Origin of the sequence: Streptomyces chartreusis NRRL 3882 (assembly GCF_900236475.1) — a bacterium.
GTDB classification, from domain to species: Bacteria; Actinomycetota; Actinomycetes; order Streptomycetales; family Streptomycetaceae; genus Streptomyces; species Streptomyces chartreusis_D.
On sequence record NZ_LT963352.1, the window covers coordinates 1,522,956 to 1,545,800 of the forward strand.

The following is a 22,845-nucleotide window of genomic DNA, read 5'->3' on the forward strand; positions in this document are numbered from 1 at the left end:
CCGCCAGCCTGCGCCGACGCACCGGGAGAAGGCCACCGCTCTTGCCGCTCCCGCAAAAAAGTTCCGCCGGGGCGCAAAGCCCCGGCGGACCCGTGGGGACGGGGCGTTCAGCCGGTCACGAGAGCGGCGGGTACGCGTTCTGCATCAGCTGCCGGAACTGGGCGGAGAACCAGTGCCCGGACAGCGGCGCGTCCGGCAGGGCACCGGACATGTTGTAGTTGTTACGCGGGTTGCCCGTGTAGGTCGGGTCGCACATGCGGTCGAAGCCCTTGCCCTCGTCGTTCGGGATGGCCTTGCTCGCCCCGTCGGACTCACCCGGCGGCTTCATCCACACGTACGCGTCGATCCCCGCCGCAGGGGCGGCCTGCGGGCGCTCGCCGAGACCGGCTCCGGCCTGGTTGCACCAGTTGCCGGTGTTGAGGCGACGGTCGTATCGCCCGCCGTCGACGTACGTGTCGACGCTCGTCGTCGCGCCCGGTCCGGTGGGCCGTGCGGTGCCGCCCCAGCCGTTGCGGGAGGTGTCGATCAGCATGCCGATGTTCGAGTTGAAGCCCGCCGAGACCAGCTGGTTGCGGAAGGCCTGGGCGTAGGACAGCTCGTCGACGTAGCGGTTCCAGTCGACCCATTTCGACTCGCGGACGGACTTGCCGGCCACGGTGTCGTTGATGGTGAAGTTGTTCTCCTTCAGGGCGCTGTAGTTCGCCGTGTTCGTGATGAAGCCGTGGACGTCGTTCACCGTGGCGCCCTCGGCGGTCGCCGCCTCCTTCATGATGGTGGCGGTGGGGCCGAAGTTGTCGTCCCAGCCGATCCAGCCGTGGTGCCCGGCGTCGACGTAGTTGTAGACGTTGGGCACGTCGCCGAGCTTGTTGAGCGCGTAGCCGACGCCCTTGACGTAGTTGCCGTTGGCCTTCATCACGTCGCACTGCGGGACGGCCGTCGGGCGGCTGCCGGTGTTGGTGACGAGGTTCGGCAGCGAGTCGATCTCGACCGTGGTGACGATCCGCAGCGAGGAGTACTTCGAGTCGGCGAGGATCGCCTTGATCGGGTCGATGTACTCCGTCTTGTACCGGTCGATCTCCGTCGGCCCGAGCTCGCCGTTGGAGGCGAGGGCGGAGCAGTCCCGGCCCGGCAGGTTGTAGATGACGAGTTGGACGACGAGTTCGCCGGAGCCCTTCTGGCGCAGCGCCTCGTCGAGGTGAGCGCGCAGGCCCATCTTGCCGCCCGCGCCGTTGATCGCGGCGATCCGGTCCAGCCACACACCGGTCGGCTGGTTGGAGACCCGGCTGCCGCCCGGCTCGGCCGCGGCCTTCGCGGACCACTCCGGGTTCACGTACACCTTGGCGCCCTCGTAGGGGTTGTTCACCCGGTTGGCGGGGCCGCCCGGGTCCGGCGGATCCGTGGGGCCGCCGGGGCCGCCGTCGACGTTGCAGGTCACGCCGTCGAGGGTGAAGGTGGCCGGGATCGCGTTGCTGCCGGTGTAGGAACCCTGGAAGCCGAAGCTGACCGAACCGCCCGTCGCGAGCTGGGCGTTGTAGCTCTCGTTGGCCGCGGTGACGTCGGCACCGCTCTGGCTGATCTTGGCGTTCCAGCCGCTGGTGACCTTCTGGTTGCCGGCGTACGACCACTTCAGCGACCACGAGGACTTGGCGGCGCTGTTGTTGGTGATGGTCACGGCGGCGGTGAAGCCGGTGCTCCACTGGTTCTGGATCTTGTAGTCGACGGTGCAGGGGACGGCGGCGGTGCCGATGCCGCCCGGGTCGACGGCGAACGCCGTGCCGGTGGCTCCGGCCACCAGGGCCATGGCGGCCAGTAACGCTGTTCTCGTACGGCTCATGAGTGCGGGTTTCCCTTTCGGTGGTGGGGGTGTCAGCCGTTCAGGGCGCGCTCCGACAAGGACGTGAAGAACCCGGCACCGGCACTCGCGCAGCCGGGGACGACCGCGAAGGCGGCGGCTAAAAGTACTGAACGCGAGGGGTGTCGCATGAGCGACTCCTTGCAGGTCGGGCCCGTCGTGACGGACGCGCCGACTGATGGAATCGCTCCCACTGGTGTCAAGGAAGGTAGCGGCAAGTGTCGGCAAAGAACAGGGGAGGCACTGACTTTCGCTCACCAAGCGGCGTCGAATCTTTTCGACTCTTCAAGGACCTTGACCGATACCACACCCGTCCTCACTATGGGAGCGCTCCCACTGGTTCAAGCCTTGACTTCTCCGAGCCGCAAGGAGGAACCAGCACCATGCATCCCCCACCCCGGAGACGGAGAGCCGTGCGGCGTCTGTGGACCGCCGCGCTCGCAGCTCTCGCGCTTCCGTTGACGATGCTCTCCTCAGGGTCGACTTCCGCGCAGGCGGCCGCACTTCAGTGCAGTGTCGATTACAAGACGAACGACTGGGGCTCCGGCTTCACCGCGGACCTCACCCTCACCAACCGCGGCACGGACGCCATCGACGGCTGGACGCTGACCTACGCCTACTCCGGCAACCAGAAGCTGGGGAACGGCTGGAACGGCACGTGGTCGCAGTCCGGCCAGAACATCACCGTCAAGAACGCCGCCCACAACGCGCGGGTCGCCGCGGGCGCCGCCGTCTCCACCGGCGCCCAGTTCTCCTACAGCGGCACCAACACCGCGCCGACCTCCTTCTCCGTCAACGGCACCCCCTGCACGGGCGCCCACCAGCCGCCGATCGCCGTGCTGACCAGCCCGGCCGCCGGCGCCGTCTACACCCAGGGCGAGGCGGTCCCGCTGGCGGCCACCGCGGCCGCCGCGGACAACGCCACGATCAGCAAGGTGGAGTTCTACGACGACACCAAGCTGCTGGGCACGGACACGAGCGCGCCCTATGCGCTGTCGGTCTCGAACTTGACCGTGGGCAGTCATTCTCTGGTGGCGAAGGCCTACGACAGCATGGGCGCCTCCGCCGACTCCACCCCGGTCGGCATCACGGTCGCCGCCGGCCCCACCGTCGTCGCCTCGCCGCTCCAACTCGGCGTGCAGTCCGGCAAGTCGGGCACGTACGAGGTGAAGCTGTCCAAGCAGCCGGCCTCCAACGTGACGGTGACGTCGGCCCGCGCGAGCGGCAACTCGGGCCTGTCGGTCACGGGCGGCGCCTCACTCACCTTCACGCCGCAGAACTGGAACACCGCACAGAAGGTGACCGTCACGGCGGCGGGCTCCGGTAGCGGTTCCGCCGTGTTCGAGTCGACGGCCCCGGGCCACGCCAAGGCCTCGGTCACCGTCACCCAGCTGGCGGCGGCCAAGGTGTACGACGCCCGCTTCCTGGAGCTCTACGGGAAGATCACCAACCCGGCGAACGGTTACTTCTCCCCCGAGGGCATTCCCTACCACTCGGTCGAGACGCTGATCGTCGAGGCGCCGGACCACGGTCACGAGACCACCTCGGAGGCGTACAGCTACCTCCTGTGGCTCCAGGCCATGTACGGCAAGGTGACCGGCGACTGGTCCAAGTTCAACGGGGCGTGGGAGCTCATGGAGAAGTACATGATCCCCACCAAGGCCGACCAGCCGACCAACTCCTTCTACAACGCCTCGAAGCCGGCGACCTACGCGCCCGAGCTGGACACGCCGAACGAGTACCCGGCCAAGCTCGACACCGGTGTCTCGGTCGGCCGGGACCCGATCGCGGCCGAGCTGAAGAGCGCATACGGCACGGACGACGTCTACGGCATGCACTGGCTGCAGGACGTGGACAACGTCTACGGCTACGGCAACGCGCCCGGCAAGTGCGAGGCGGGCCCCTCGGACACCGGCCCGTCGTACATCAACACCTTCCAGCGCGGCGCGCAGGAGTCGGTGTGGGAGACGGTGCCGCAGCCGACCTGTGACGCCTTCAAGTTCGGCGGCAAGAACGGCTATCTGGACCTGTTCACCGGTGACGCCTCCTACGCCAAGCAGTGGAAGTTCACCAACGCGCCGGACGCCGACGCGCGGGCCGTGCAGGCCGCCTACTGGGCGGACCTGTGGGCCAAGGAGCAGGGCAAGGGCGGGCAGGTCTCCGGGACCGTCGCCAAGGCGGCCAAGATGGGCGACTACCTGCGCTACTCGATGTACGACAAGTACTTCAAGAAGGTCGGCAACTGCGTCGGTCCCTCGACCTGCCCGGCGGGCACCGGCAAGGACGCCTCGTTCTACCTGATGTCCTGGTACTACGCCTGGGGCGGCGCCACCGACACCAACGCCGGCTGGGCCTGGCGCATCGGCTCCAGCCACGCCCACGGCGGCTACCAGAACCCGCTGGCCGCGTACGCGCTCGCCAACTACGCCCCGCTGAAGCCCAAGTCGGCGACGGGCGCGGCCGACTGGGCCAAGTCCATGGACCGGCAGCTGGAGTTCTACCGCTGGCTGCAGTCGGACGAGGGCGCCATCGCGGGCGGCGCGACCAACAGCTGGGCGGGCCGGTACGCGACCCCGCCCGCCGGGAAGTCGACGTTCTACGGCATGTACTACGACGAGAAGCCCGTGTACCACGACCCGCCGTCCAACCAGTGGTTCGGCTTCCAGGCGTGGTCCATGGAGCGGGTCGCCGAGCTGTACCAGCAGACGGGGAACGCGCAGGCCAAGACGGTCCTCGACAAGTGGGTCGACTGGGCGCTGTCCAAGACCACGTTCAACCCGGACGGCACGTTCAGGATCCCGTCGACGCTCCAGTGGTCGGGCCAGCCCGACACCTGGAACGCCTCCAGCCCCGGCTCCAACAGCGGGCTGCACGTCACCGTCGCCGACTACACCAACGACGTCGGTGTGGCGGCCGCGTACGCCAAGACCCTGGCGTACTACGCCGACCGCTCCGGTGACACGGAGGCCGCGGCGGCGGCGAAGAAGCTGCTGGACGGTATGTGGGCCAACCACCAGGACGATCTCGGGATCGCCGTCCCGGAGAACCGCGCGGACTACAACCGGTTCGACGACTCGGTGTACATCCCGAGCGGCTGGACGGGCACGATGCCGAACGGTGACGCGATCAACTCGTCGTCGACGTTCGACTCGATCCGGTCCTTCTACGAGGACGATCCCGCCTGGTCGAAGATCGAGAGTTATCTCGCGGGCGGTGCGGTGCCCTCGTTCACGTATCACCGGTTCTGGGCTCAGGCGGATATCGCCTTGGCCATGGGCTCGTACGCGGAGCTTCTCGAATAACCCCGCCGGGCGCTCCGCGGGGTGGGCGGTACTTCGGCTGCCGGTCCGTTGTGGCTGGTCGCGCAGTTCCCCGCACCTCTGAACAGCGTCCGAAGCTCTGCGTACACGGCCCTGCACCTGACGCAGGGCCACGGCCGGGCGGTCCCCACCCGCACTGGGGGCTGCCCGGCTCTCGCACGTTCCCCCTCCCACGGAAGGAACCCCACCGTGCGAAGAACCCGTGTTCTCACCGCCGTGCTCGCGTTGGCGGCCGGGTTGTTGTCCGGTGCGCCCGGCGCCCTGGCCGCTGATCCGCCGTCGGTGAAGATCGCTGCCGACACCTACTCCTGGAAGAACGCCCGGATCGACGGCGGTGGATTCGTTCCGGGCATCGTCTTCAACCGGACCGAGAAGAACCTCGCGTACGCCCGTACCGACATCGGCGGTGCCTACCGCTGGCAGGAGGCGTCGAAGACCTGGACGCCGCTGCTGGACTCCGTCGGGTGGGACGACTGGGGGCACACCGGGGTCGTCAGCATAGCCTCCGACTCCGTCGATCCCGACAAGGTGTACGCGGCGGTCGGTACGTACACCAACAGCTGGGATCCGAAGAACGGCGCGGTCATGCGCTCCTCCAACCGGGGGGCGAGCTGGCAGAAGGCGAACCTGCCGTTCAAGCTGGGCGGCAACATGCCGGGCCGGGGCATGGGCGAGCGGCTGGCCGTCGACCCGAACCGCAACAGCGTGCTGTACCTGGGCGCGCCCAGCGGCAAGGGACTGTGGCGGTCGACGGACTCGGGGGCCACCTGGTCGCAGGTGACGAACTTCCCGAACGTCGGCGACTACGTGCAGGATCCGAGTGACACGTCCGGGTACGCGTCCGACAACCAGGGCATCGTCTGGGTCACCTTCGACGAGTCCACGGGCGCGTCGGGCAGCGCCACGAAGACGATCTACGTCGGGGTCGCCGACAAGGACAACGCGGTGTACCGCTCGACGGACGCGGGCGCGACCTGGCAGCGGCTGGCCGGGCAGCCCACCGGCCATCTCGCCCACAAGGGCGTCCTGGACGCGAAGAACGGCTACCTGTACCTCGCCTACAGCGACAAGGGCGGCCCGTACGACGGCGGCAAGGGGCAGCTGTGGCGGTACGCGACCGGGACCGGTACCTGGACGGACATCAGCCCGGTGGCGGAGGCCGACACGTTCTACGGCTTCAGCGGGCTGACGGTGGACCGGCAGAAGCCGAGCACGGTGATGGCGACCGCGTACAGCGCCTGGTGGCCGGACACGCAGATCTTCCGCTCCACGGACAGCGGTGCGACCTGGACCAAGGCGTGGGACTACACGTCGTACCCCAACCGCGAGAACCGCTACACCATGGACGTCTCGTCCTCGCCGTGGCTGTCCTGGGGCGCGAACCCGCAGCCGCCGGAGCAGACTCCGAAGCTGGGGTGGATGACGGAGGCCCTGGAGATCGACCCGTTCAACTCCAACCGCATGATGTACGGGACGGGCGCGACGATCTACGGCACCGAGAACCTCACGAACTGGGACAGCGGCGGGAAGTTCGCCGTCAGGCCGATGGTGCAGGGGCTGGAGGAGACGGCGGTCAACGACCTCGCCTCTTCCCCGTCCGGGGCCCCGCTGCTCAGCGCGCTCGGTGACGTCGGCGGCTTCCGGCACACGGACCTGGGCAAGGTGCCGTCGATGATGTTCACGCAGCCGAACTTCACGACCACCACGAGTCTGGACTTCGCCGAGTCGAACCCGAACACGGTCGTCCGGGTGGGCAACCTCGACTCGGGCCCGCACATCGCGTTCTCGACGGACAACGGCGCCAATTGGTTCGCGGGGACCGACCCCTCGGGCGTGAGCGGCGGCGGCACCGTCGCGGCGGCGGCCGACGGCAGCCGGTTCGTGTGGAGCCCCGAGGGCGCCGGCGTGCACCACGCGACGGGCTTCGGCACGTCGTGGCAGGCGTCCGGTGGGATCCCCTCCGGGGCGATCGTCGAATCGGACCGCGTCGACCCGAAGACCTTCTACGGCTTCAAGTCCGGGAAGTTCTACGTGAGCACGGACGGCGGGGCCACGTTCAAGGAGTCACCGGCGACGGGGCTGCCCGGCGGTGACAGTGTCCGCTTCAAGGCGCTGCCCGGCGGGAAGGGCGACGTGTGGCTGGCGGGCGGCGCGAACGACGGGGCGTACGGCCTGTGGCACTCGACGGACGGCGGCACGAGCTTCACGAAGCTGTCGAACGTCGAGCAGGCCGACACCATCGGCTTCGGCAAGGCGGCCCCCGGCGCCTCCTACCAGACGCTCTACACCAGCGCGAAGATCGGCGGCGTACGCGGCATCTTCCGCTCCACGGACAAGGGCGCGAGCTGGACGCGCATCAACGACGACGCCCACCAGTGGGGCTGGACGGGTGCGGCCATCACCGGCGACCCGAGGGTGTACGGCCGGGTGTACGTGTCGACCAACGGCCGTGGCGTCATCTACGGCGACAGCTCCGACGGCGGCACCACGGGGCCCGGGCCCGGCCCCGAGCCGGCCGGTGCCTGCAAGGTGACGTACAAGGTCGCGAGCCAGTGGTCGGGCGGCTTCCAGGCCGACGTGCAGATCACCAACACCGGCACCACCCCCTGGAACGGCTGGTCGATCGGCTGGTCCTTCGCCGACGGCCAGAAGCTGACCCAGGCGTGGAACGCCGAGGCCACGCAGTCGGGTTCGACGGTGACGGCCAAGAACGTCGGCTGGAACGCGGCCGTGGCGGCGGGCTCGTCCGTGAGCTTCGGCTTCACGGCCAACTCGTCGGGGACGAACACGAAACCGACCGCGTTCAAGCTGGGCGACCAGAACTGCACGGTCGCCTGACCCGGCGTTGAGAGGGGCGGTGGGTGCGTGCTCTTTCGGGGCGCGCACCCACCGGCGTCTCAGGGGGTGTGGACGGTGGGCCGCGGAGCCGTGGGCATCCCGTTGCCGATGAAGAAGCTCGGGTGCGGGGGCTGGTTGTAGGCCGTGTTCTGCCAGGCCAGGGCCGTGCGGTACTGCGTGTCGTGGAGCAGGGTCGTGATCTTCGTGCTGGTCTCGTGCGGGGTCGAGTAGATGCGCAGGGCGGTGTTGTCGCTGGTGCGCCAGACGACCTCCTCGCGCCAGTCGCCGAGGATGTCGCCGGACAGGACGGGCGTGGATTTCGTGCCGTTGTTGGAGGAGACCCCGGATCCGGTCAGCAGGCGGGTGTCGCCGGAGGTGCCGTACTTGTCGATGCGGGTGCCGTCGAGGAGTTCGCGCACGGGGTCGCCGTCCCACCACGACAGGAAGTTGACGCTGGACGGCTCCCGGCCGAGCGATGCGCCGGTGGCCGAGCGCAGGGTCGTGTCCGCGGCGGACCAGGCCTCGGCGCCCGCGCTGCCGGCGTAGATGTCGGCGGCGACTCCACGGCCGTTGTCGGAGCCGGATGCCGTCTGCCACAGGATCTGACCGGTGCGGGCGTCGGCCATCCACGAGCCGGGCTTGCTCGAGTCCTCGGAGACCTTGAAGTACTCCAGGCCCGCCCGGGAGGGGTTGAGGTCCCCGACGTGACCGGCGTCTCCGTGACCCAGCCTGGTCGTCCACAGCCCGTTGCCGTTGTCGTCCACGGTCATCGCGCCGTAGACGATCTCGTCCTTGCCGTCCGCGTCCACGTCCGCGACGGACAGACTGTGGTTGCCCTGACCGTCGTAGCCCTTGCCGCTGTTGGTGGAGGAGGTGGTGTCGAAGGTCCAGCGGCGGGTGAACTGGCCGCCTCGCCAGTCCCAGGCCGCGATGACCGTGCGGGTGTAGTAGCCCCGCGCCATGATCAGGGAAGGGCGGGCGCCGTCGAGGTAGGCCGTGCCGGCCAGGAAGCGGTCGACACGGTTGCCGTAGTTGTCACCCCAGGAGGAGACGGTGCCGCGACCCGGGACGTAGTCGACGCTCTGCATCGCCTTGCCCGTCTGCCCGTTGAACATCGTCAGGAACTCCGGCCCGGACAGCACGTATCCGCTGGAGTTGCGGTGGTCGGCCGAGGAGGAGCCGATGACCGCGCCGGTGCCGTCCCTGGTGCCGTCGGCGGTCTTCATGGCGACCTCGGCCTTGCCGTCACCGTCGTAGTCGTACACCTGGAACTGCGTGTAGTGCGCGCCGGAGCGGATGTTGCGGCCCAGGTCGATACGCCACAGCCGGGTGCCGTCGAGCTTGATGCCGTCGACGATCGTGTTGCCGGTGTAACCGGACTGGGAGTTGTCCTTGGCGTTGGTCGGCTGCCACTTCAGCACGATGTCCAGCGCACCGTCACCGTCCAGATCACCCACACTGGCGTCGTTGGCCTCGTAGGTGTACGGCGAGTTGCCCGGGGCCGTGCCACCCGCGGGCGGAGAGATCGGGACGTCCTTGTAGCCGGTGCGGAACTGGATCGCGTGCACCGAGTCGCCCTGCTCCACCCCGTTCACGACCGCGCGGACGGTGTAGTCGGCGTGTGAGGGAGCGCCGGAGTGGAAGTAGTTGGTGGAGCCGGTGATCGGGGTCGCGTTGACCTTCGTACCGGCCCGGTACACGTTGAACGACACGTCGTTCGGGTCGGTTCCCAGCCAGCGCCAGCTGACCAGGTTTCCGCTGCCGGTGTGGACGCTGACCACGCCCCGGTCCAGCTCCTCGGCCTGCCGGGCGGTGGCGGCCTCGGCAGTGTCGCCGGTGGTGAACGTGAGGCCGGCGCCGAGGAGCGCCGCAGTGACGGCGGCGACGGGGAGCAGCAGGTGGCGTCTGCGGTGCCTGTGCGGGTGCTTCACGTGACGGACCTCCTGAAAGGACGGGCGGGTTGCCTCTCAGTCGCCGCCGGACGCACCGGAGTTGCCGTACCGCCTCGCCAGTTCGGCCACGGTCCCGGCGATCCTCGACCGCAGTTCGTCCGGGGCCAGCACCTCGACGGCCGCGCCCAGGCGCAGGAACTCGGCGTGTGCGTGGTCGACGGACTCGATGGGGACCGTGGCGCGTGTCCAGCCGTCGTCGTCCGTACGTCCGCCGCGCCGTACGGCCTCCCCCGCCGGGCCGGAGAGCGTCGTCCCCGGGGCCAGTCGCACCACCGCCTCCCCGTGGTGCAGCCGGTCGTGGAAGTCTCGCTGGTGCGCCGCCCAGTACGCGGCCAGGTCGAAGCCCTCGGGTCGGGTGAACTCCTCGTCCCGGTTGGCGAGTTCGAGGATCTGGTCGACCCGGTAGGTACGTGGGCCGGGCCCGGCGACGACATACCAGCGGCCCGCCTTCAGCACCAGCCCGTAGGGCTCCAGGCGGCGGTCCACATCGGTGGGCTCGCGCCAGCCCCGGTAGCGGACGTGCAGCACGCGGCTGTTCCAGACGGCGTCCGCGACGGCCGGAAGGTGAGGGGCGTGGTCGGCGTCCGCGTACCAGCCGGGTGCGTCCAGGTGGAAACGGCCGCTGATCCGGTCGGCGTGCGGGCGCAGCCCGGGCGGCAGGGCGGCGCGCACCTTGAGCTGGGCGGCGGCCAGGACCGAGCCGAGTCCGAGCTGCGCGGCGGGGCCGGGGGCACCCGCGAGGAAGAGGGCCTCGGCCTCGTCGGCGGTGAGGCCCGTCAGACGTGTGCGGTAGCCGTCGAGCAGGCGGTAGCCGCCGGCGTGGCCCGCGTCGCCGTACAGCGGGACCCCGGCGGCACCGAGGGCCTCCACGTCCCGGTAGACGGTACGGACCGAGACCTCCAGCTCCTCGGCGAGCTGCGCGGCGGTCATCCGGCCGCGGGTCTGGAGCAGCAGGAGGATCGAGACGAGTCGGCTGGACTTCACTGACACATGGTGGCAGTGGACCGGCCTTAGCGTCCCGCCATGCCCTTCACGGAGAAACTTCTGACCGTGCCGCCGCCCGTCGAGGTGGCCGGCCGGTGGATCAAGCGCTACCACGTCACGGCCGACCCGGAGGGCATCGCGCCCGAGGTGGAGGCGGCGGCGTACGCGATCCTGCCCGAGTTGCTGCCGGAGCCGGACGGTACCCCGCCGGCGACGTTCGTCGTGCTGCACCGGGGCGGCGACGACGGCGCCTATCTGAACGCGTACAGCTGGGTGTGGGACAACGTGCTGCACTTCGGCGGCGCGGCGGCGGGCCAGCCGGTCCTCGGCTGCCCGGACCGCGACCCCACCCACTTCGTCAGGCCCGGCCTGCCGTGGATCGGCTGCGTCTGGGAGCTGCCGCCGATCCTGCACGAACGCGACGCCTGGGTACGGCACATGCTCACCCCGGACGTCCCCGACCTCGACGCCTACCTGGCCGACCGTCCGGCCGAGGGAACCACAGGAGACCGCTCATGAGCAGCCCGCACGACTTCGACTTCTTCCACGGCACCTGGAACGTCCTGAACCGCCGCCGCACCGACTTCCTCGACCCCGGCAGCGACTGGGAGGAGTTCCCGGGCCGGAGCGAGTGCCGGCCGCTGTTCGACGGGGCCGCCAACATCGACGAGATCGACATGCCGCACCTGGGCGCGAAGGGGCTGACGCTGCGGCTGTTCGACCCGGTCCGCGCGGAGTGGTCGCTGAACTGGGCGTCCAGCCGCAGCGGCACCCTGTTCCCGCCGGTCTTCGGCCGCTTCGAGGGCGGGACGGGCGCGTTCCACGGCGATGACACCCACGACGGCAAGGACGTGCGCGTGCGGTTCGTCTGGTCGGGGATCTCCCCGGTCACCGCCCGCTGGGAACAGGCGTTCTCCGTGGACGGGGAGGAGACCTGGCTGACCAACTGGGTCATGGAGTTCACCCGGCCTTGAGGTCCCTCACGGCTTGCGGAACGCCCGGAGCGTGAAGAACGGGTCGGGGCGGGGTCTGTCCTGGTCGGGGAGTTCCGCCAGACGGGTGGCGAAGCCGTCGGCGAGCGGGTGGCCCGGCGGCAGGGTGACGAACCAGCCGCGGCGCAGGTCGGCGACCGTGCGGCGCGGGCTGCGGCCCTGACCGTGGCCGCGGAAGCGGGCCTGCCCGGCCGGGACCAGGCCGTGGTCGGCGGCGTAGCTCTCGACGTCCGCCGCCGCGTCCCGGACCGGGCTGGGCGGCCGGGAGGACAGGACGACATCGATGTCGCTGCCCACGTTGTGGGAGGCGGCCTTGTCGACCGTGGTGACGTAGACGCCGCCGGACCGCAGCACGCGCGCGCACTCGCCGACGATGGTCCGGACGTCGGCGGGACCGGCGGCCAGGTGCAGCAGCCACACGCTGCACACGGCGTCGAACTCGCCGTCCCGGAAGGGCAGCCGGCGGCTGTCGGCGAGCACCACGGCACCGGGCAGCCGGGCGGCGGCCTGCCGGGCCATCGCAGGGGCGAGGTCCACGCCGGTCACCCGCATGCCGGCGCGCGCGGCCGCGAGCCGGCGGGTCACGATGCCGGTGCCGCAGGCGACGTCGAGCAGGCCGCGCGCGTCCGGCGGCACGAGGCTCAGCACCGCTGCCGCGGCGGCGGCCGCCCTGGGCTCGCCGCCGCGCGAGGCGTCGTACCGCTCCGCTTCCTTGTCGTAGTCGAGCACCCGGTCAGTGTGCCCCGTGCCCGGGGGCCAGGTCCTCCACCCTGCGGGCGAGCTCGAGGTCCTTCTCGGTGACGGCGCCGCCCGCGCTGTGTGTGTGCACGGACAGGGACACCGTGTTGTAGCCGAGCGTGAGGTCGGAGTGGTGGTCGAGCTCCTCCTGGACCTGGGCGATGTGCACGACCATCGCCGTCGCCGCGAAGTGCGAGCCGAGCCGGTAGGAGCGGGTGAGGCGGTCGCCGTCGAGCGACCAGCCCGGCAGCTCGGCCAGCCGGTCCTCGACCTCCTTCTGCGACAGCGGTTCGACGGGCATGGGCAGCGCTCCTTCCCTGACACCGGAGTCCTCTTCTCCCTCCCCAGCCTGCCACAGCGGGACGCCTCGAGCCCTGGTCAAGGGGTGTGCCTGTCCGGCGCGACCGGTTCTCGACTACGGTCCCGGCATGACCACTCATCCGTCCACGACCGGGCAGGGCGTGGGTCCGCTGCTGCGGGCCTGGCGGGAGCAGCGGAAGGTCAGCCAGCTGGAGCTGGCCCTGCGCGCGGACTCCTCGGCCCGGCACATCAGCTTCGTCGAGACGGGCCGCTCCCGGCCCAGCGAGGAGATGGTGCTGCGGCTGGCCGAGCATCTGGACGTCCCCATGCGGGAACGCAACGCGCTGCTGCTGGCGGCCGGTTACGCCCCGCGCTACCCCGAGACGCCGCTGGACGACCCGGCGCTGGGCGCGCTGCGCGCGGGAATCGAGCGGCTGATCAGCGGCTACGAGCCGTATCCGGCGTTGGTGGTGGACGCGCTGTACAACGTCGTGGCCGCCAACCGGGGGATCATGACGCTGGTCGACGGCGTCTGCGAGTCCCTGCTCGAACCGCCGCTCAACGCGATGCGGCTCGCCCTGCACCCGCGGGGCCTGGCGCCGCGGATCCGCAACCTGCGCGCCTGGCGCGGACACCTGCTGGAGCAGATGGAGCGGCAGATCGCGCTGCACCGCTCCGAGCCGCTGCGGGCGCTGTACGAGGAGGTGGCGGCGTACGCGGTGCCCGACGCGGATCCGGCAAAGGAGCCTTCGGAACCGGTGCCGTATTTCGCGCTGCCCCTGCGGATCGAGCACGAGGGGCGGACGCTGTCGTTCATCTCCTCGATCTCCACGTTCAACACACCGATGGACGTGACGGTCGCCGAGCTGGCCATCGAGACGCTCCTCCCGGCCGACCCGGCGACGGTCAAGCACCTTCAGTCGCTCATGCCCTGACGGATCCCCGGCGCCGTGTGCCGAGGGCGACGATCTCCTTGCCCGCGGCCCTGTGAGACGGTCGGCGGAACGTGACAGACTGATCGCAGGCTTGGGCACGTTGGGGAGGCGTGGCGTGAGTGAACGGCGGGCCGCACCCACCGTGGGCCAGGTGGTCCTGGGCAAGCGGCTTCAGGAGCTGCGCGAGGTGGCGGGCCTCAGTCGTGACGAGGCCGCCCGGGTGCTGCGCGTCGCCCCCGCGACGGTCCGGCGGATGGAGACCGCCGACGTCGCGCTCAAGATCCCGTACGTGCAGATCCTGCTGACGGCCTACGGCGTGCCCGAGGACGAGGTGACCGCGTTCGTCGAGCTCGCCGAGGAGGCGAACCGGCCGGGCTGGTGGCAGCGGTTCCACGACGTGCTGCCGGAGTGGTTCAGCCTGTACGTGAGCCTGGAGGGCGCCGCCCGGATCATCCGGTCCTACGAGCCGCACTTCGTGCCCGGGCTGTTGCAGACCGAGGGGTACGCGCGTGCGGTCCTGCAGGCCGGCACCATCGGGAACTCCGGGCCGGAGGCCGTGGAGCGGCATGTGTCGCTGCGCATGGAGCGGCAGCGACTGCTGGAGCGCCCGAACCCGCCGCACCTGTGGGTGATCATGGACGAGACCGTGCTGCGGCGGCCGGTGAGCGTCGACGGCCAGGTGATGCGGGACCAGCTGGACAAGCTGCTGGAGTACTCCGAGCGGGATCGCGTCACGCTCCAGATCGCCGAGTTCAAGGACGGCCCGCACCCGGGCACGTACGCGCCGTTCTCCCTGTTCCGCTTCGCCGAGCCGGAGCTGCCCGACATGGTCTTCACCGAGTACCTGACCGGCGCGCTCTACCTCGACTCCCGCAAGGAGGTCTCGGCGCATCTGGAGGTCCTCGACCACATGACCGCGGGCGCCGCGTCCACCCAGCGCACCGGGGGGCTCCTGCGGGAGTACCGCGAGAGCTTCTGAGAGAAGCTTCGCGCGCCGGCCGTGACCCGTACGGGCGTCGCCGGCGGGTGCGTTCCCCCGCCCGCCCCTAGCGTCGTGAGCACGGGGCGCGGCACGAGTGCACGCCAAGGAGGTCAGATGCCCGGCTTCGAGCTGCTGTACCAGGCGGCCGCGCTGTGCCTGACGTATCCCGGCGACGAGTTCTGTGCCCGGCTGCCGCTGCTGCGCGAAGCCGCCCCGCAACTGCGGGAGTTCGCCGACCACGCGGCCGTCACCGAGCCGAGGGAGCTGGCCGCCCACTACCTCCAGGTCTTCGAGAGCGCGGAGGGCCACAGCCTCTACCTGAGCCGCTGGCGCGGGATCTCGCCGGCCCGCTTCCAGGAGCTGTACAGCTCCCACGGCCTGGAGCTCACCGGCGGGGAGCTGCCCGACTTCCTGCCCGCGGTACTGGAGTTCACGGCCCGTACCGGCGACACCGTCCTGCTGACGGAGCACCGGGCCGGACTGGAGCGCCTCCGCTCCGGGCTGGCCGACTCCGGCACTCCGTACGCGTCCGTCGTCGACGCCGTGTACGCGACGCTGCCGCCCCCGGGGAGCCAGGTCGCTCCGGAGGGAGGCTAGGCCGCCCCGCCCTTGTGGTCTCCCCGCTCCTTCTCCTCGTCCACGATCTCCGCGTCGACGACGCCCTCCTCGTCCCGTGGGGTGCCGGAGGGTTCCTCGGTGGGTGTCTGCTGGGCCTGGGCGTACATCGCCTGGCCCATCTTCTGGCTGACCGAGGCGAGCTTCTCCACACCGGCGCGCAGGGCGGCGGTGTCCGCCTGCTGTTCCAGTTGTCCCTTCACCTCGGTGACGGCGGACTCGACCTCGGTCTTCGTGTCGGCCGGGATCCTGTCGCCGTTGTCGCGGAGGAACTTCTCGGTCTGGTAGACGAGTTGCTCGGCCTGGTTGCGGGTCTCGGCGGCCTCGCGGCGCTTGCGGTCCTCCTCCGCGTACTGCTCGGCCTCGCGCATCATGCGGTCGATGTCGTCCTTGGGCAGGGCCGAGCCGCCGGTGACGGTCATCTTCTGCTCGCGGCCGGTCGCCAGGTCCTTGGCGGAGACGTGCATGATGCCGTTGGCGTCGATGTCGAAGGCCACCTCGATCTGCGGCACGCCGCGCGGCGCCGGCGGCAGGCCCGTCAGGTCGAAGACGCCGAGCTTCTTGTTGTAGGCGGCGATCTCCCGTTCGCCCTGGTAGACCTGGATGCCGACCGAGGGCTGGTTGTCGGCGGCGGTGGTGAAGATCTCCGAACGCCGGGTGGGAATCGTCGTGTTGCGTTCGATGAGCTTGGTCATGATGCCGCCCTTGGTCTCGATGCCCAGGGACAGCGGGGTGACGTCGAGCAGCAGCACGTCCTTGACGTCGCCGCGGATGACACCGGCCTGGAGCGCGGCGCCCACGGCCACGACCTCGTCCGGGTTGACGCCCTTGTGCGGTTCCTTGCCGGTGAGTTCCTTGACCAGGTCGGTCACCGCGGGCATCCGGGTCGAGCCGCCCACCAGGATCACGTGGTCGATCGCCGAGAGCTTCACACCGGCGTCCTGGACCGCCTGGTGGAAGGGCGCCTTGCAGCGGTCCAGCAGGTCGGCGGTGAGCTCCTGGAACTGGGCCCGGGTCAGCTTCTCGTCGAGGTGCAGAGGTCCCTCGGCGGAGGCGGTGATGTAGGGCAGGTTGATCGTCGTCTCGGTGGAGCTGGACAGCTCGATCTTGGCCTTCTCGGCGCCCTCGCGCAGCCGCTGCACCGCCATCTTGTCGCCCGCGAGGTCGACGCCGTACTGGCCCTTGAAGCGCTTGACCAGGTACTCGACGATCCGCTGGTCCCAGTCGTCGCCGCCGAGGTGGGTGTCGCCGTTGGTGGCCTTCACCTCGATGACGCCCTCGCCCATCTCCAGCAGCGACACGTCGAAGGTGCCGCCGCCGAGGTCGAAGACGAGCACCGTCTGGTCGTTCTCCTTGTCCAGGCCGTACGCCAGCGCCGCCGCCGTCGGCTCGTTGATGATCCGCAGCACCTTCAGGCCGGCGATCTCCCCGGCCTCCTTGGTGGCCTGCCGCTGGTGGTCGTCGAAGTACGCCGGGACGGTGATCACCGCGTCCGTGACGTCCTCGCCGAGGTAGGACTCGGCGTCCCGCTTCAGTTTCTGGAGCACCCGCGCGGACAGCTCCTGCGCCCGGTAGCGGGTGCCGTCGATGTCGCCGTGGTCGGGGAAGCGCCAGTGCGCGTCACCCATGTGGCGCTTGACCGAGCGGGCGGTGCGGTCCACGTTCGTCACGGCCTGCCGCTTGGCCACCTCCCCGACCAGCACCTCGCCGTTCTTGGCGAACGCCACGACCGAGGGTGTGGTCCTGGCCCCCTCCGCGTTGGCGATGACGGTGGGCTCGCCGCCCTCCAGCACGGCGACCACCGAGTTCGTGGTTCCGAGGTCGATCCCGACCGCACGTCCCATCGCTGTCCCCTTCCGCCAGGGCGCTCTCACTCTCCAGCACAAAACTTGAGTGCGCTGTTGTCAATGGCGCGAAGGGGTGACCGGCCCGCGGAGCGCCACGGCCCGCCGGGGCCGGTCGGTGACGAGCACGTCCACGCGCGGGTGGGCCAGGAAGGCCCGCATCAGGGTGTCGTCGTTGACCGTCCACACCATCGTGAACAGGCCGTGCCGGGTCGCCTCGCGCAGCACGGTGGTCCTGGCCAGCCGCTGGTGCACGGCGACGCCGTGGGCCCCGCAGGCCCGGATGCGGCGCACCGGGAACAGCTCGCTCAGTCGGGTCCCGGGCAGCCGGGCCAGGGCCAGCTCCCTGCGGTCGCGCCCCAGGGACAGCGCGGTGCGCACTCCGGGGAAGGCCTGCGCGACGGCGGCCACGGAACAGTCCTCCAGCGACGTGACGACGAGCCCGTCCGCCCCGAGCAGGGCGAGGGCCCGGTCGATCACCTCCCGCTCGTAGCCCACCTCCTTCAGGTCCAGGTGCGCCACGAGCTTCCCGGCGATCAGCGCCATGACCTCGTCCACCACCGGCACGTCGTAGCCGGCCCGCTCGCTCAGCTCGGCATGGGTGAGCGTGGCCAGCGGCGGCCCGGTGTGCCCGGCCCGGGCGTCGTGGTAGACGACGAGGACGCCGTCCTTCGTGCGGCGGATGTCGAACTCGGCGTACTCCGCGCCGGACTCGAGCGCGTCCTCGTACGCCTGCCAGGTGGCGGGTCCGGCGCGCTCGGAGCCGCCCCGGTGGGCGGAGACGGCGGGGCGTGGCGTCATGGTCGTCGGCTCCCGGAGGGCGAGCGGGGAGGCGGGAGGGGTACGGCGTCGTCGTCGGGCGCCGGCAGCAGCGAGCCGGAGCGGGTGCTGATGCGTCTGAGCAGCACGTAGCCGATCAGGACCAGGATCACGAAGGGGAGCCAGGCCAGCGCGTAGGCCGGGCCGTAGGCGCGCAGGTCGAGGATGGAGCGGTGGTCGTCGACGTTCGTGCCGTTCACGCCGAAGAAGGCCAGCAGCAGGGTGGGCGGCAGGGCGATCAGCGTGGCGGCGGCGACCAGGCCGGAGACGGTGCGGTCCCGGCGGTCGTCGCGCTCGGCGAGTTCGGCGTCCAGGGCGGCGGAGCGGGCGCTGATCACCGAGGTCAGGCGCTCGACCATGCGGGCCGAGTTCTCCAGGCTGTCGCGGATGCCGAGCGCGTCGCGCAGCGAGGACTGGAACGCCTCCATGACCATCTCGGGGATCAGCAGGCTGTCGACGTAGGCCTCGACACCGAAGGCGAGGTCCAGCTGGAGTTCGTTGACGCCCGCGGAGAGGCGGGAGATCAGGGAGCGGATCTCGGTGGGCGAGTCGGTCAGGGCCTGCTCGTTGGCCCTCATCGTGGCGAAGGCGGCGAGCCGGGTGCGCTGGAGCGCGGCCAGGGCGGAGATCATGCCGATGGCGACGAGCATCAGGCCGTTCTCGACGTGCGGGGCCCAGCCCGCCTGGACGGAGACGCCCCGGCCGAGGGCGGACAGGGTGACGCCGTGGTTCCTGAGGTGCGGTGCAAGACTCGCGTCGTGGGGCGTGGCGGGGTTCCAGGGCATTCGGCCGCGGTAGACGATCTCGTTCAGCAGGATCGCCTTGCGGGCCTCGTCGGCGCTGAGCAGCTCACGCTGTAACCGGCCGCCTGGGAAGACCAGTTGGTGCACGTTCTGGCCGAGGGCGAGCGGCCGGCCGCCGAGCTGTTCGGTCAGCGCCGTCAGGAGCGGGCGGTCGTCGAGTTCGATCCGCTCCCGGTCGAAGCAGGTGGTGGCCAGCCACGCGGCGAGGTCGCCCGCCGTGGTCTCGCCCGCGAAGGCGCAGTCCACGACGAGGGTGGCGTCGCCGCGCGGGGTGGTGACGACCAGGATCCGCAGGGACGCGAGGCCCAGGCCGTGGTCACCGTGCGGCAGCCGCAGCCGGCGCGGCGCGATCTGTTCGTCCAGCATCGGGACGGGGAGGACGTCCTGGCTGGTCATCAGGTGGGAGGCGAAGCGGCCGTAGTCGTAGCGGTCGACGAGGGCGCCGAGGGCGGTGTCCCGGGGGCGGAGCCGGCCGGAGAGGCTGAACAGCAGCAGGACGCGGGTCCGGTCGCGGGTGGCGGAGTCGAGCGCCGTCGCGCTGGTGGACGTTCCCGGCAGCATCGCGTTCCTTCCGGACCGTCGGCGGCAGAGCGTCTGGTTCATACCCCGGGGGCGGTCGACGAACCGACGACGCCGCGCGGGCCGGCCCTGGCGGGCGGGCCCGCGCGACGTGGGTGGGGCAGGTCAGGCGAGCTTGGCGGTCAGGGTGATGGGCGTGGCCTTGAGGGCCTGGCTGACCGGGCAGCCGACCTTGGCCTCCTCGGCGGCTGCGAGGAAGGCCGCCTCGTCCATGCCGGGGACGGTGCCCTCGACGGTGAGGTGGATGCCGGTGATGCCCTCGCCGGGCTGGAAGGTGACGTCGGCGGAGGTCACCAGCTTGGTCGGCGGGGTGCCGGCCTTGTCGAGGATGTTGGAGAAGGCCATCGAGAAGCAGCTGGAGTGGGCTGCGGCGATCAGCTCCTCCGGGCTGGTCTTCCCGCCCGGCTCCTCGGTGCGTGCCGCCCAGGTGACCGGCTGCTCGGCGAGGATGCCGGAGGAGTCGAAGGTGACGACGCCGTTGCCCTTGAACAGGTTGCCTTCCCACACGGTGTGTGCGGAGCGCGTGGCTGCCATGACGCATCCTTTCGATGAGTATCCGGAACCGTGACCGGGTTCCTGGCACCATCCGATCACACTCCCGCTCAACTCACGCGGAAGACCGGCCCTCTGGCGGCGAGCGGCAGCGCGCCGTCGCGGACGCCGCCGGTGTCAGGCGGCGCGTTCCTCGCTGCTCTCCAAGGGCACCTGGGGGCCGTCCGACTCGCGCATCCAGCGGCGCAGGACGCGGTGGACGTGTTCGGCGCCGACGAGTTCCTCCCCCTCGTCGACCGGCGCGGAGAAGCCGAGCGGCGACAGCAGGAAGGGTCTGCCCTGGGCGCCGCCGAGGCCGCCGTGGGAGCCGATCTGCTCCTCGAAGGCGAGGACTTCGCCGTCGGCCGGGTCGTGGAAGGAGTTGACCATGATGTCGGCGGTGTGCGGGAAGGAGTGCGTACGGCGTACCGCGTCGGCGGCGCCCGGCCCGAACGGGGCGAGGGGGCCCGGGTTGTCGTCGAGGTCGGCGAGCGGTATCTCGGCGCCGTACGCGCCGAGGACGACCCCGCCGTGCTCGTCGCTGCGGACCAGCAGGAAGCCGATGCCGGGGTGGTTGGCGAGGGTCGGCAGCAGCGCGGGGTGGCGGGCGTCGATCTCCTCCTTGCTCATGCGGTGCGTGACGTCCGGGAAGGAGACCAGGCCGAGGTTGCCGGAGGCCAGCACGATCGGCTCCGAGCGGCGCGTGGGGCGGTGCCGCTCGCCGCCTTCCTCGACCGGTATGCGCAGGGCGGCACGCACGGCGGCGCGGGCCTCCGCCCCGCTGCGGGTGCGCTCCGCGCGGCGCGGCACGGGCAGTCCGCAGCCGGCCCGCACCAGGTCGCCGAGGGTGAGGCCGTAGCGGGAGCGGAAGGTCTCGCCGGGGCTCTGGCCGTGGTCGGACAGCACGACGAGCCGGTACGGGCGCGGGGCGTGCTCGGCGACGTTCTCGATCAGGGCGAGGGAGCGGTCGAGGCGTTCGAGGACCTTCTGCGCGTCGCGGCTCGCCGGGCCGGAGTGGTGGGCGACCTCGTCGTAGGCCACGAGGTCGGCGTAGACGGCGGTGCGGCCGGCGAGCATGTCACCCGTCACGGCGGCCACGACGACGTCCCGCTCGACGACGGTCGCGAAGGCCCTCACGAGCGGGTAGAGGCCGCCGCGGGAGACGCGCGGGCGTTGCTTGCCGAGGCGGGCCCGGGTCGACTGGCCGATCTCCCGGCCCACCTCGGCGACGAAGGACAGGGCCGTGCGCACGGCGTTGGCCGGGTCGGAGAAGTAGGCGAAGTAGCCCGCGCGGGAGCGGTTCTCCCGGCTGCGGCGGCGGGCGGCGATGGACAGCACGAGGGCCTGCTGTTCGGCGCCGCCGCTGAACAGGTTGCCGCGGCTGGCGCCGTCGACGGTGAGCAGGCCGCCGTGCCCCGCGTACCCGACGGCGCGGCGCTGGAGTTCGGCGGCGCTGGTCGGGCGGTTGCAGACGACGACCTCGCGGGTGTCCTTCTCGTACCAGCGGAACGCGGGGACGTCGTGGTTGCTGCCGTGCAGGATGCCGAGCTGGCTGGCGCCGGTCTGGCTGGACCAGTCCGTGCGCCAGGGGGTGAGCCGGTGGGTGGGGCGGCCGCCGTCGCCGATGTCGAGCCAGCGGGCGACGGTGGGCATCAGGCCCTTGCCGACCGCGTCCAGCAGGACGTCGTGGCCGACGCCGTCGAGTTGCAGGAAGACCGTGCCGGGGCTGGCCGGGCAGGGTGGTCCGGATCTGCGGCGGCGGTCCGAGAGGCGGTACAGCCGGCGGCGGTAGGCGTCGTCGTCGCGCACGGCCAGGGCGGCGCCGGTGGCGGACGCCACGGCGGACATCACGGCGGCGACCACGACGGCGGTCTCGGGGGCGACGGTGCCGCGCTCCCCGGGGTCCAGGCGCAGGGCGAGCAGCAGCAGCGCGCCGTTGAGGAAGAACACCAGCAGCCCGAGCACGAGCGCCGGTACGAGGAGCAGGAGCCGGACGAGCAAGGGCCAGACCACGGCCGACAGCAGCCCGAAGGCGCCGGCGCCGAAGGCCGCGGTGACGGCGATGTCGGTCGCGCTGTCACCGTCGGCCGAGCGGAGCCGGAAGTCGGGCAGGATCCCGGCGAGCACGAGCATGGTGAGGGTGGAGACCGCCCACACGGCGACGCTCCGCCCCACCTGACTGGCGACCCGCCGCCACCGCACGCCCCGCACGCCCCGCCACCTCACGTCCCGGCCCGTCGCGACCACGGACCCTCACCCACAGTGCCACAACGCGCCGGGGACGCCCGGTGTCCCCGGTACCGTCGCGTCAGCGCCCGTCGTAGCCGGCCGTGGGCATCGACAGCCGGCGGTGCACGCACGCCTTCATCGCCGCGTCGTACGCCGGCTCCGCCTGCCCGACCGTCTCGACCCGCACCCCGCGCCGCGCGCACTCCGCGGTGAACTCCTCGACGGAGGCGAGCGCGCTCTCCAGGACTCTCCGGCTGGGTGCCACGAACAGGTCCAGGCCGGGGCGGACGCCGTCCCACAGCGCGCAGTGGTCGGGACGCAGTCCCCGCACCAGTAACTCCCGGCTGATCACATAGCCCCGCTCGCTGGCCCAGCGGGCGCACATCGCGTGCTGGCTGCGGGAGTCGACCAGGAACGGATCGTCGTCGAGCTCCTCCAGCGGCGTCAGACTCGCGATCGCCGTGACCCGGACCGGCACCATGGCGTCCCCCCTCACCTCCGGTTTCGCCGCCGACCCTACTCCTGCACGTAC

At 71.0% G+C, this 22,845-nt stretch carries 18 protein-coding genes; 7 read left to right on the forward strand and 11 right to left on the reverse strand.

The window, feature by feature from the left end; all coding sequences use genetic code 11:
- Window positions 1-115 precede the first annotated feature (115 nt).
- On the reverse strand, window positions 116-1,834 hold the full coding sequence (locus SCNRRL3882_RS06845; RefSeq protein WP_029181597.1) for a glycoside hydrolase family 6 protein: 1,719 nt from the start codon (window positions 1,832-1,834) through the stop codon (window positions 116-118).
- Between the two features lie 401 nt (window positions 1,835-2,235).
- Between SCNRRL3882_RS06845 and SCNRRL3882_RS06850 the strand changes: the two genes are divergently transcribed.
- Window positions 2,236-5,154: a glycoside hydrolase family 48 protein gene (locus SCNRRL3882_RS06850; RefSeq protein WP_029181598.1), complete on the forward strand. Its 2,919-nt coding sequence runs from the start codon at window positions 2,236-2,238 to the stop codon at window positions 5,152-5,154.
- Window positions 5,155-5,361: 207 nt separating this feature from the next.
- Window positions 5,362-8,010 (forward strand): cellulose binding domain-containing protein, encoded by a 2,649-nt coding sequence (locus SCNRRL3882_RS06855; RefSeq protein WP_029181599.1) that lies wholly within the window; start codon window positions 5,362-5,364, stop codon window positions 8,008-8,010.
- 59 nt (window positions 8,011-8,069) lie between these two features.
- On the opposite strand, the gene SCNRRL3882_RS06860 is transcribed toward SCNRRL3882_RS06855, so the two are convergent.
- Together SCNRRL3882_RS06860 and SCNRRL3882_RS06865 are read right to left on the reverse strand one after the other, a co-directional pair.
- The gene (locus SCNRRL3882_RS06860) at window positions 8,070-9,941 is read right to left on the reverse strand and encodes a rhamnogalacturonan lyase (protein WP_010045977.1); all 1,872 of its coding nucleotides are present in this window, start codon (window positions 9,939-9,941) and stop codon (window positions 8,070-8,072) included.
- 36 nt (window positions 9,942-9,977) lie between these two features.
- Entirely contained in the window at window positions 9,978-10,946 is a 969-nt protein-coding gene (locus tag SCNRRL3882_RS06865; RefSeq protein ID WP_040904062.1) for a helix-turn-helix transcriptional regulator, read from the reverse strand.
- Between the two features lie 39 nt (window positions 10,947-10,985).
- Here SCNRRL3882_RS06865 and SCNRRL3882_RS06870 point away from each other — a divergent pair, with 39 nt between their 5' ends.
- Complete coding sequence (locus tag SCNRRL3882_RS06870) at window positions 10,986-11,465, forward strand: hypothetical protein (protein WP_010045982.1); 480 nt, start codon at window positions 10,986-10,988, stop codon at window positions 11,463-11,465.
- Window positions 11,462-11,920, forward strand: coding sequence for a hypothetical protein (locus SCNRRL3882_RS06875; protein WP_010045984.1), 459 nt, complete (start codon window positions 11,462-11,464; stop codon window positions 11,918-11,920). Before SCNRRL3882_RS06870 ends, SCNRRL3882_RS06875 begins: the two co-directional genes overlap by 4 nt.
- 6 nt (window positions 11,921-11,926) lie before the next feature.
- Here the strand turns inward: SCNRRL3882_RS06875 and SCNRRL3882_RS06880 are convergent, their stop codons facing one another.
- A complete protein-coding gene (locus SCNRRL3882_RS06880) occupies window positions 11,927-12,667 on the reverse strand; it encodes a class I SAM-dependent methyltransferase (protein WP_010045985.1) in 741 nt (246 codons plus the stop codon).
- Window positions 12,668-12,671: 4 nt separating this feature from the next.
- A complete protein-coding gene (locus SCNRRL3882_RS06885; RefSeq protein ID WP_010045986.1) occupies window positions 12,672-12,977 on the reverse strand; it encodes a 4a-hydroxytetrahydrobiopterin dehydratase in 306 nt (101 codons plus the stop codon).
- 127 nt (window positions 12,978-13,104) lie between these two features.
- Here SCNRRL3882_RS06885 and SCNRRL3882_RS06890 point away from each other — a divergent pair, with 127 nt between their 5' ends.
- The 3 genes from SCNRRL3882_RS06890 (at window position 13,105) to SCNRRL3882_RS06900 (ending at window position 15,490) form a co-directional block, all read left to right on the forward strand.
- On the forward strand, window positions 13,105-13,911 hold the full coding sequence (locus SCNRRL3882_RS06890) for a helix-turn-helix domain-containing protein (RefSeq protein ID WP_010045989.1): 807 nt from the start codon (window positions 13,105-13,107) through the stop codon (window positions 13,909-13,911).
- 115 nt (window positions 13,912-14,026) lie between these two features.
- Entirely contained in the window at window positions 14,027-14,890 is an 864-nt protein-coding gene (locus tag SCNRRL3882_RS06895; RefSeq protein WP_010045990.1) for a helix-turn-helix domain-containing protein, read from the forward strand.
- 117 nt (window positions 14,891-15,007) lie between these two features.
- Entirely contained in the window at window positions 15,008-15,490 is a 483-nt protein-coding gene (locus tag SCNRRL3882_RS06900) for a nitrate reductase molybdenum cofactor assembly chaperone (RefSeq protein WP_010045992.1), read from the forward strand.
- Here SCNRRL3882_RS06900 and dnaK read toward each other — a convergent pair.
- The 6 genes from dnaK to SCNRRL3882_RS06930 all read right to left on the reverse strand — a co-directional run bounded on the left by dnaK (window position 15,487) and on the right by SCNRRL3882_RS06930 (window position 22,794).
- On the reverse strand, window positions 15,487-17,352 hold the full coding sequence (gene dnaK, locus SCNRRL3882_RS06905) for a molecular chaperone DnaK (RefSeq protein ID WP_102514759.1): 1,866 nt from the start codon (window positions 17,350-17,352) through the stop codon (window positions 15,487-15,489). The genes SCNRRL3882_RS06900 and dnaK overlap by 4 nt on opposite strands.
- A gap of 60 nt (window positions 17,353-17,412) precedes the next feature.
- Window positions 17,413-18,153 carry a glycerophosphodiester phosphodiesterase family protein gene (locus SCNRRL3882_RS06910; RefSeq protein WP_010049191.1) on the reverse strand — a complete coding sequence of 247 codons (741 nt, stop codon included), beginning with the start codon at window positions 18,151-18,153 and terminating at the stop codon, window positions 17,413-17,415.
- Window positions 18,150-19,535, reverse strand: a complete 1,386-nt coding sequence (locus SCNRRL3882_RS06915) for a hypothetical protein (RefSeq protein WP_010049192.1) — start codon at window positions 19,533-19,535, stop codon at window positions 18,150-18,152. The genes SCNRRL3882_RS06910 and SCNRRL3882_RS06915 overlap by 4 nt, the downstream gene beginning before the upstream one ends.
- Before the next feature lie 123 nt (window positions 19,536-19,658).
- On the reverse strand, window positions 19,659-20,087 hold the full coding sequence (locus SCNRRL3882_RS06920) for an OsmC family peroxiredoxin (protein ID WP_010049193.1): 429 nt from the start codon (window positions 20,085-20,087) through the stop codon (window positions 19,659-19,661).
- 135 nt (window positions 20,088-20,222) lie between these two features.
- Window positions 20,223-22,295, reverse strand: coding sequence for a phage holin family protein (locus SCNRRL3882_RS06925; RefSeq protein WP_010049194.1), 2,073 nt, complete (start codon window positions 22,293-22,295; stop codon window positions 20,223-20,225).
- Between the two features lie 97 nt (window positions 22,296-22,392).
- A complete protein-coding gene (locus SCNRRL3882_RS06930; protein ID WP_010049196.1) occupies window positions 22,393-22,794 on the reverse strand; it encodes a hypothetical protein in 402 nt (133 codons plus the stop codon).
- Between the last annotated feature and the right edge of the window lie 51 nt (window positions 22,795-22,845).

What these genes read in the sequence shown, in the direction of transcription:
- SCNRRL3882_RS06845 (WP_029181597.1), bottom strand. Translation starts at nt 1,834, where the DNA reads ATGAGCCGTACGAGAACAGCGTTACTGGCCGCCATGGCCCTGGTGGCC.
- SCNRRL3882_RS06850 (WP_029181598.1), top strand. Translation starts at nt 2,236, where the DNA reads ATGCATCCCCCACCCCGGAGACGGAGAGCCGTGCGGCGTCTGTGGACC.
- SCNRRL3882_RS06870 (WP_010045982.1), top strand. Translation starts at nt 10,986, where the DNA reads ATGCCCTTCACGGAGAAACTTCTGACCGTGCCGCCGCCCGTCGAGGTG.
- SCNRRL3882_RS06875 (WP_010045984.1), top strand. Translation starts at nt 11,462, where the DNA reads ATGAGCAGCCCGCACGACTTCGACTTCTTCCACGGCACCTGGAACGTC.
- SCNRRL3882_RS06885 (WP_010045986.1), bottom strand. Translation starts at nt 12,977, where the DNA reads ATGCCCGTCGAACCGCTGTCGCAGAAGGAGGTCGAGGACCGGCTGGCC.
- SCNRRL3882_RS06890 (WP_010045989.1), top strand. Translation starts at nt 13,105, where the DNA reads ATGACCACTCATCCGTCCACGACCGGGCAGGGCGTGGGTCCGCTGCTG.
- SCNRRL3882_RS06900 (WP_010045992.1), top strand. Translation starts at nt 15,008, where the DNA reads ATGCCCGGCTTCGAGCTGCTGTACCAGGCGGCCGCGCTGTGCCTGACG.
- dnaK (WP_102514759.1), bottom strand. Translation starts at nt 17,352, where the DNA reads ATGGGACGTGCGGTCGGGATCGACCTCGGAACCACGAACTCGGTGGTC.
- SCNRRL3882_RS06910 (WP_010049191.1), bottom strand. Translation starts at nt 18,153, where the DNA reads ATGACGCCACGCCCCGCCGTCTCCGCCCACCGGGGCGGCTCCGAGCGC.
- SCNRRL3882_RS06915 (WP_010049192.1), bottom strand. Translation starts at nt 19,535, where the DNA reads ATGCTGCCGGGAACGTCCACCAGCGCGACGGCGCTCGACTCCGCCACC.
- SCNRRL3882_RS06920 (WP_010049193.1), bottom strand. Translation starts at nt 20,087, where the DNA reads ATGGCAGCCACGCGCTCCGCACACACCGTGTGGGAAGGCAACCTGTTC.
- SCNRRL3882_RS06930 (WP_010049196.1), bottom strand. Translation starts at nt 22,794, where the DNA reads ATGGTGCCGGTCCGGGTCACGGCGATCGCGAGTCTGACGCCGCTGGAG.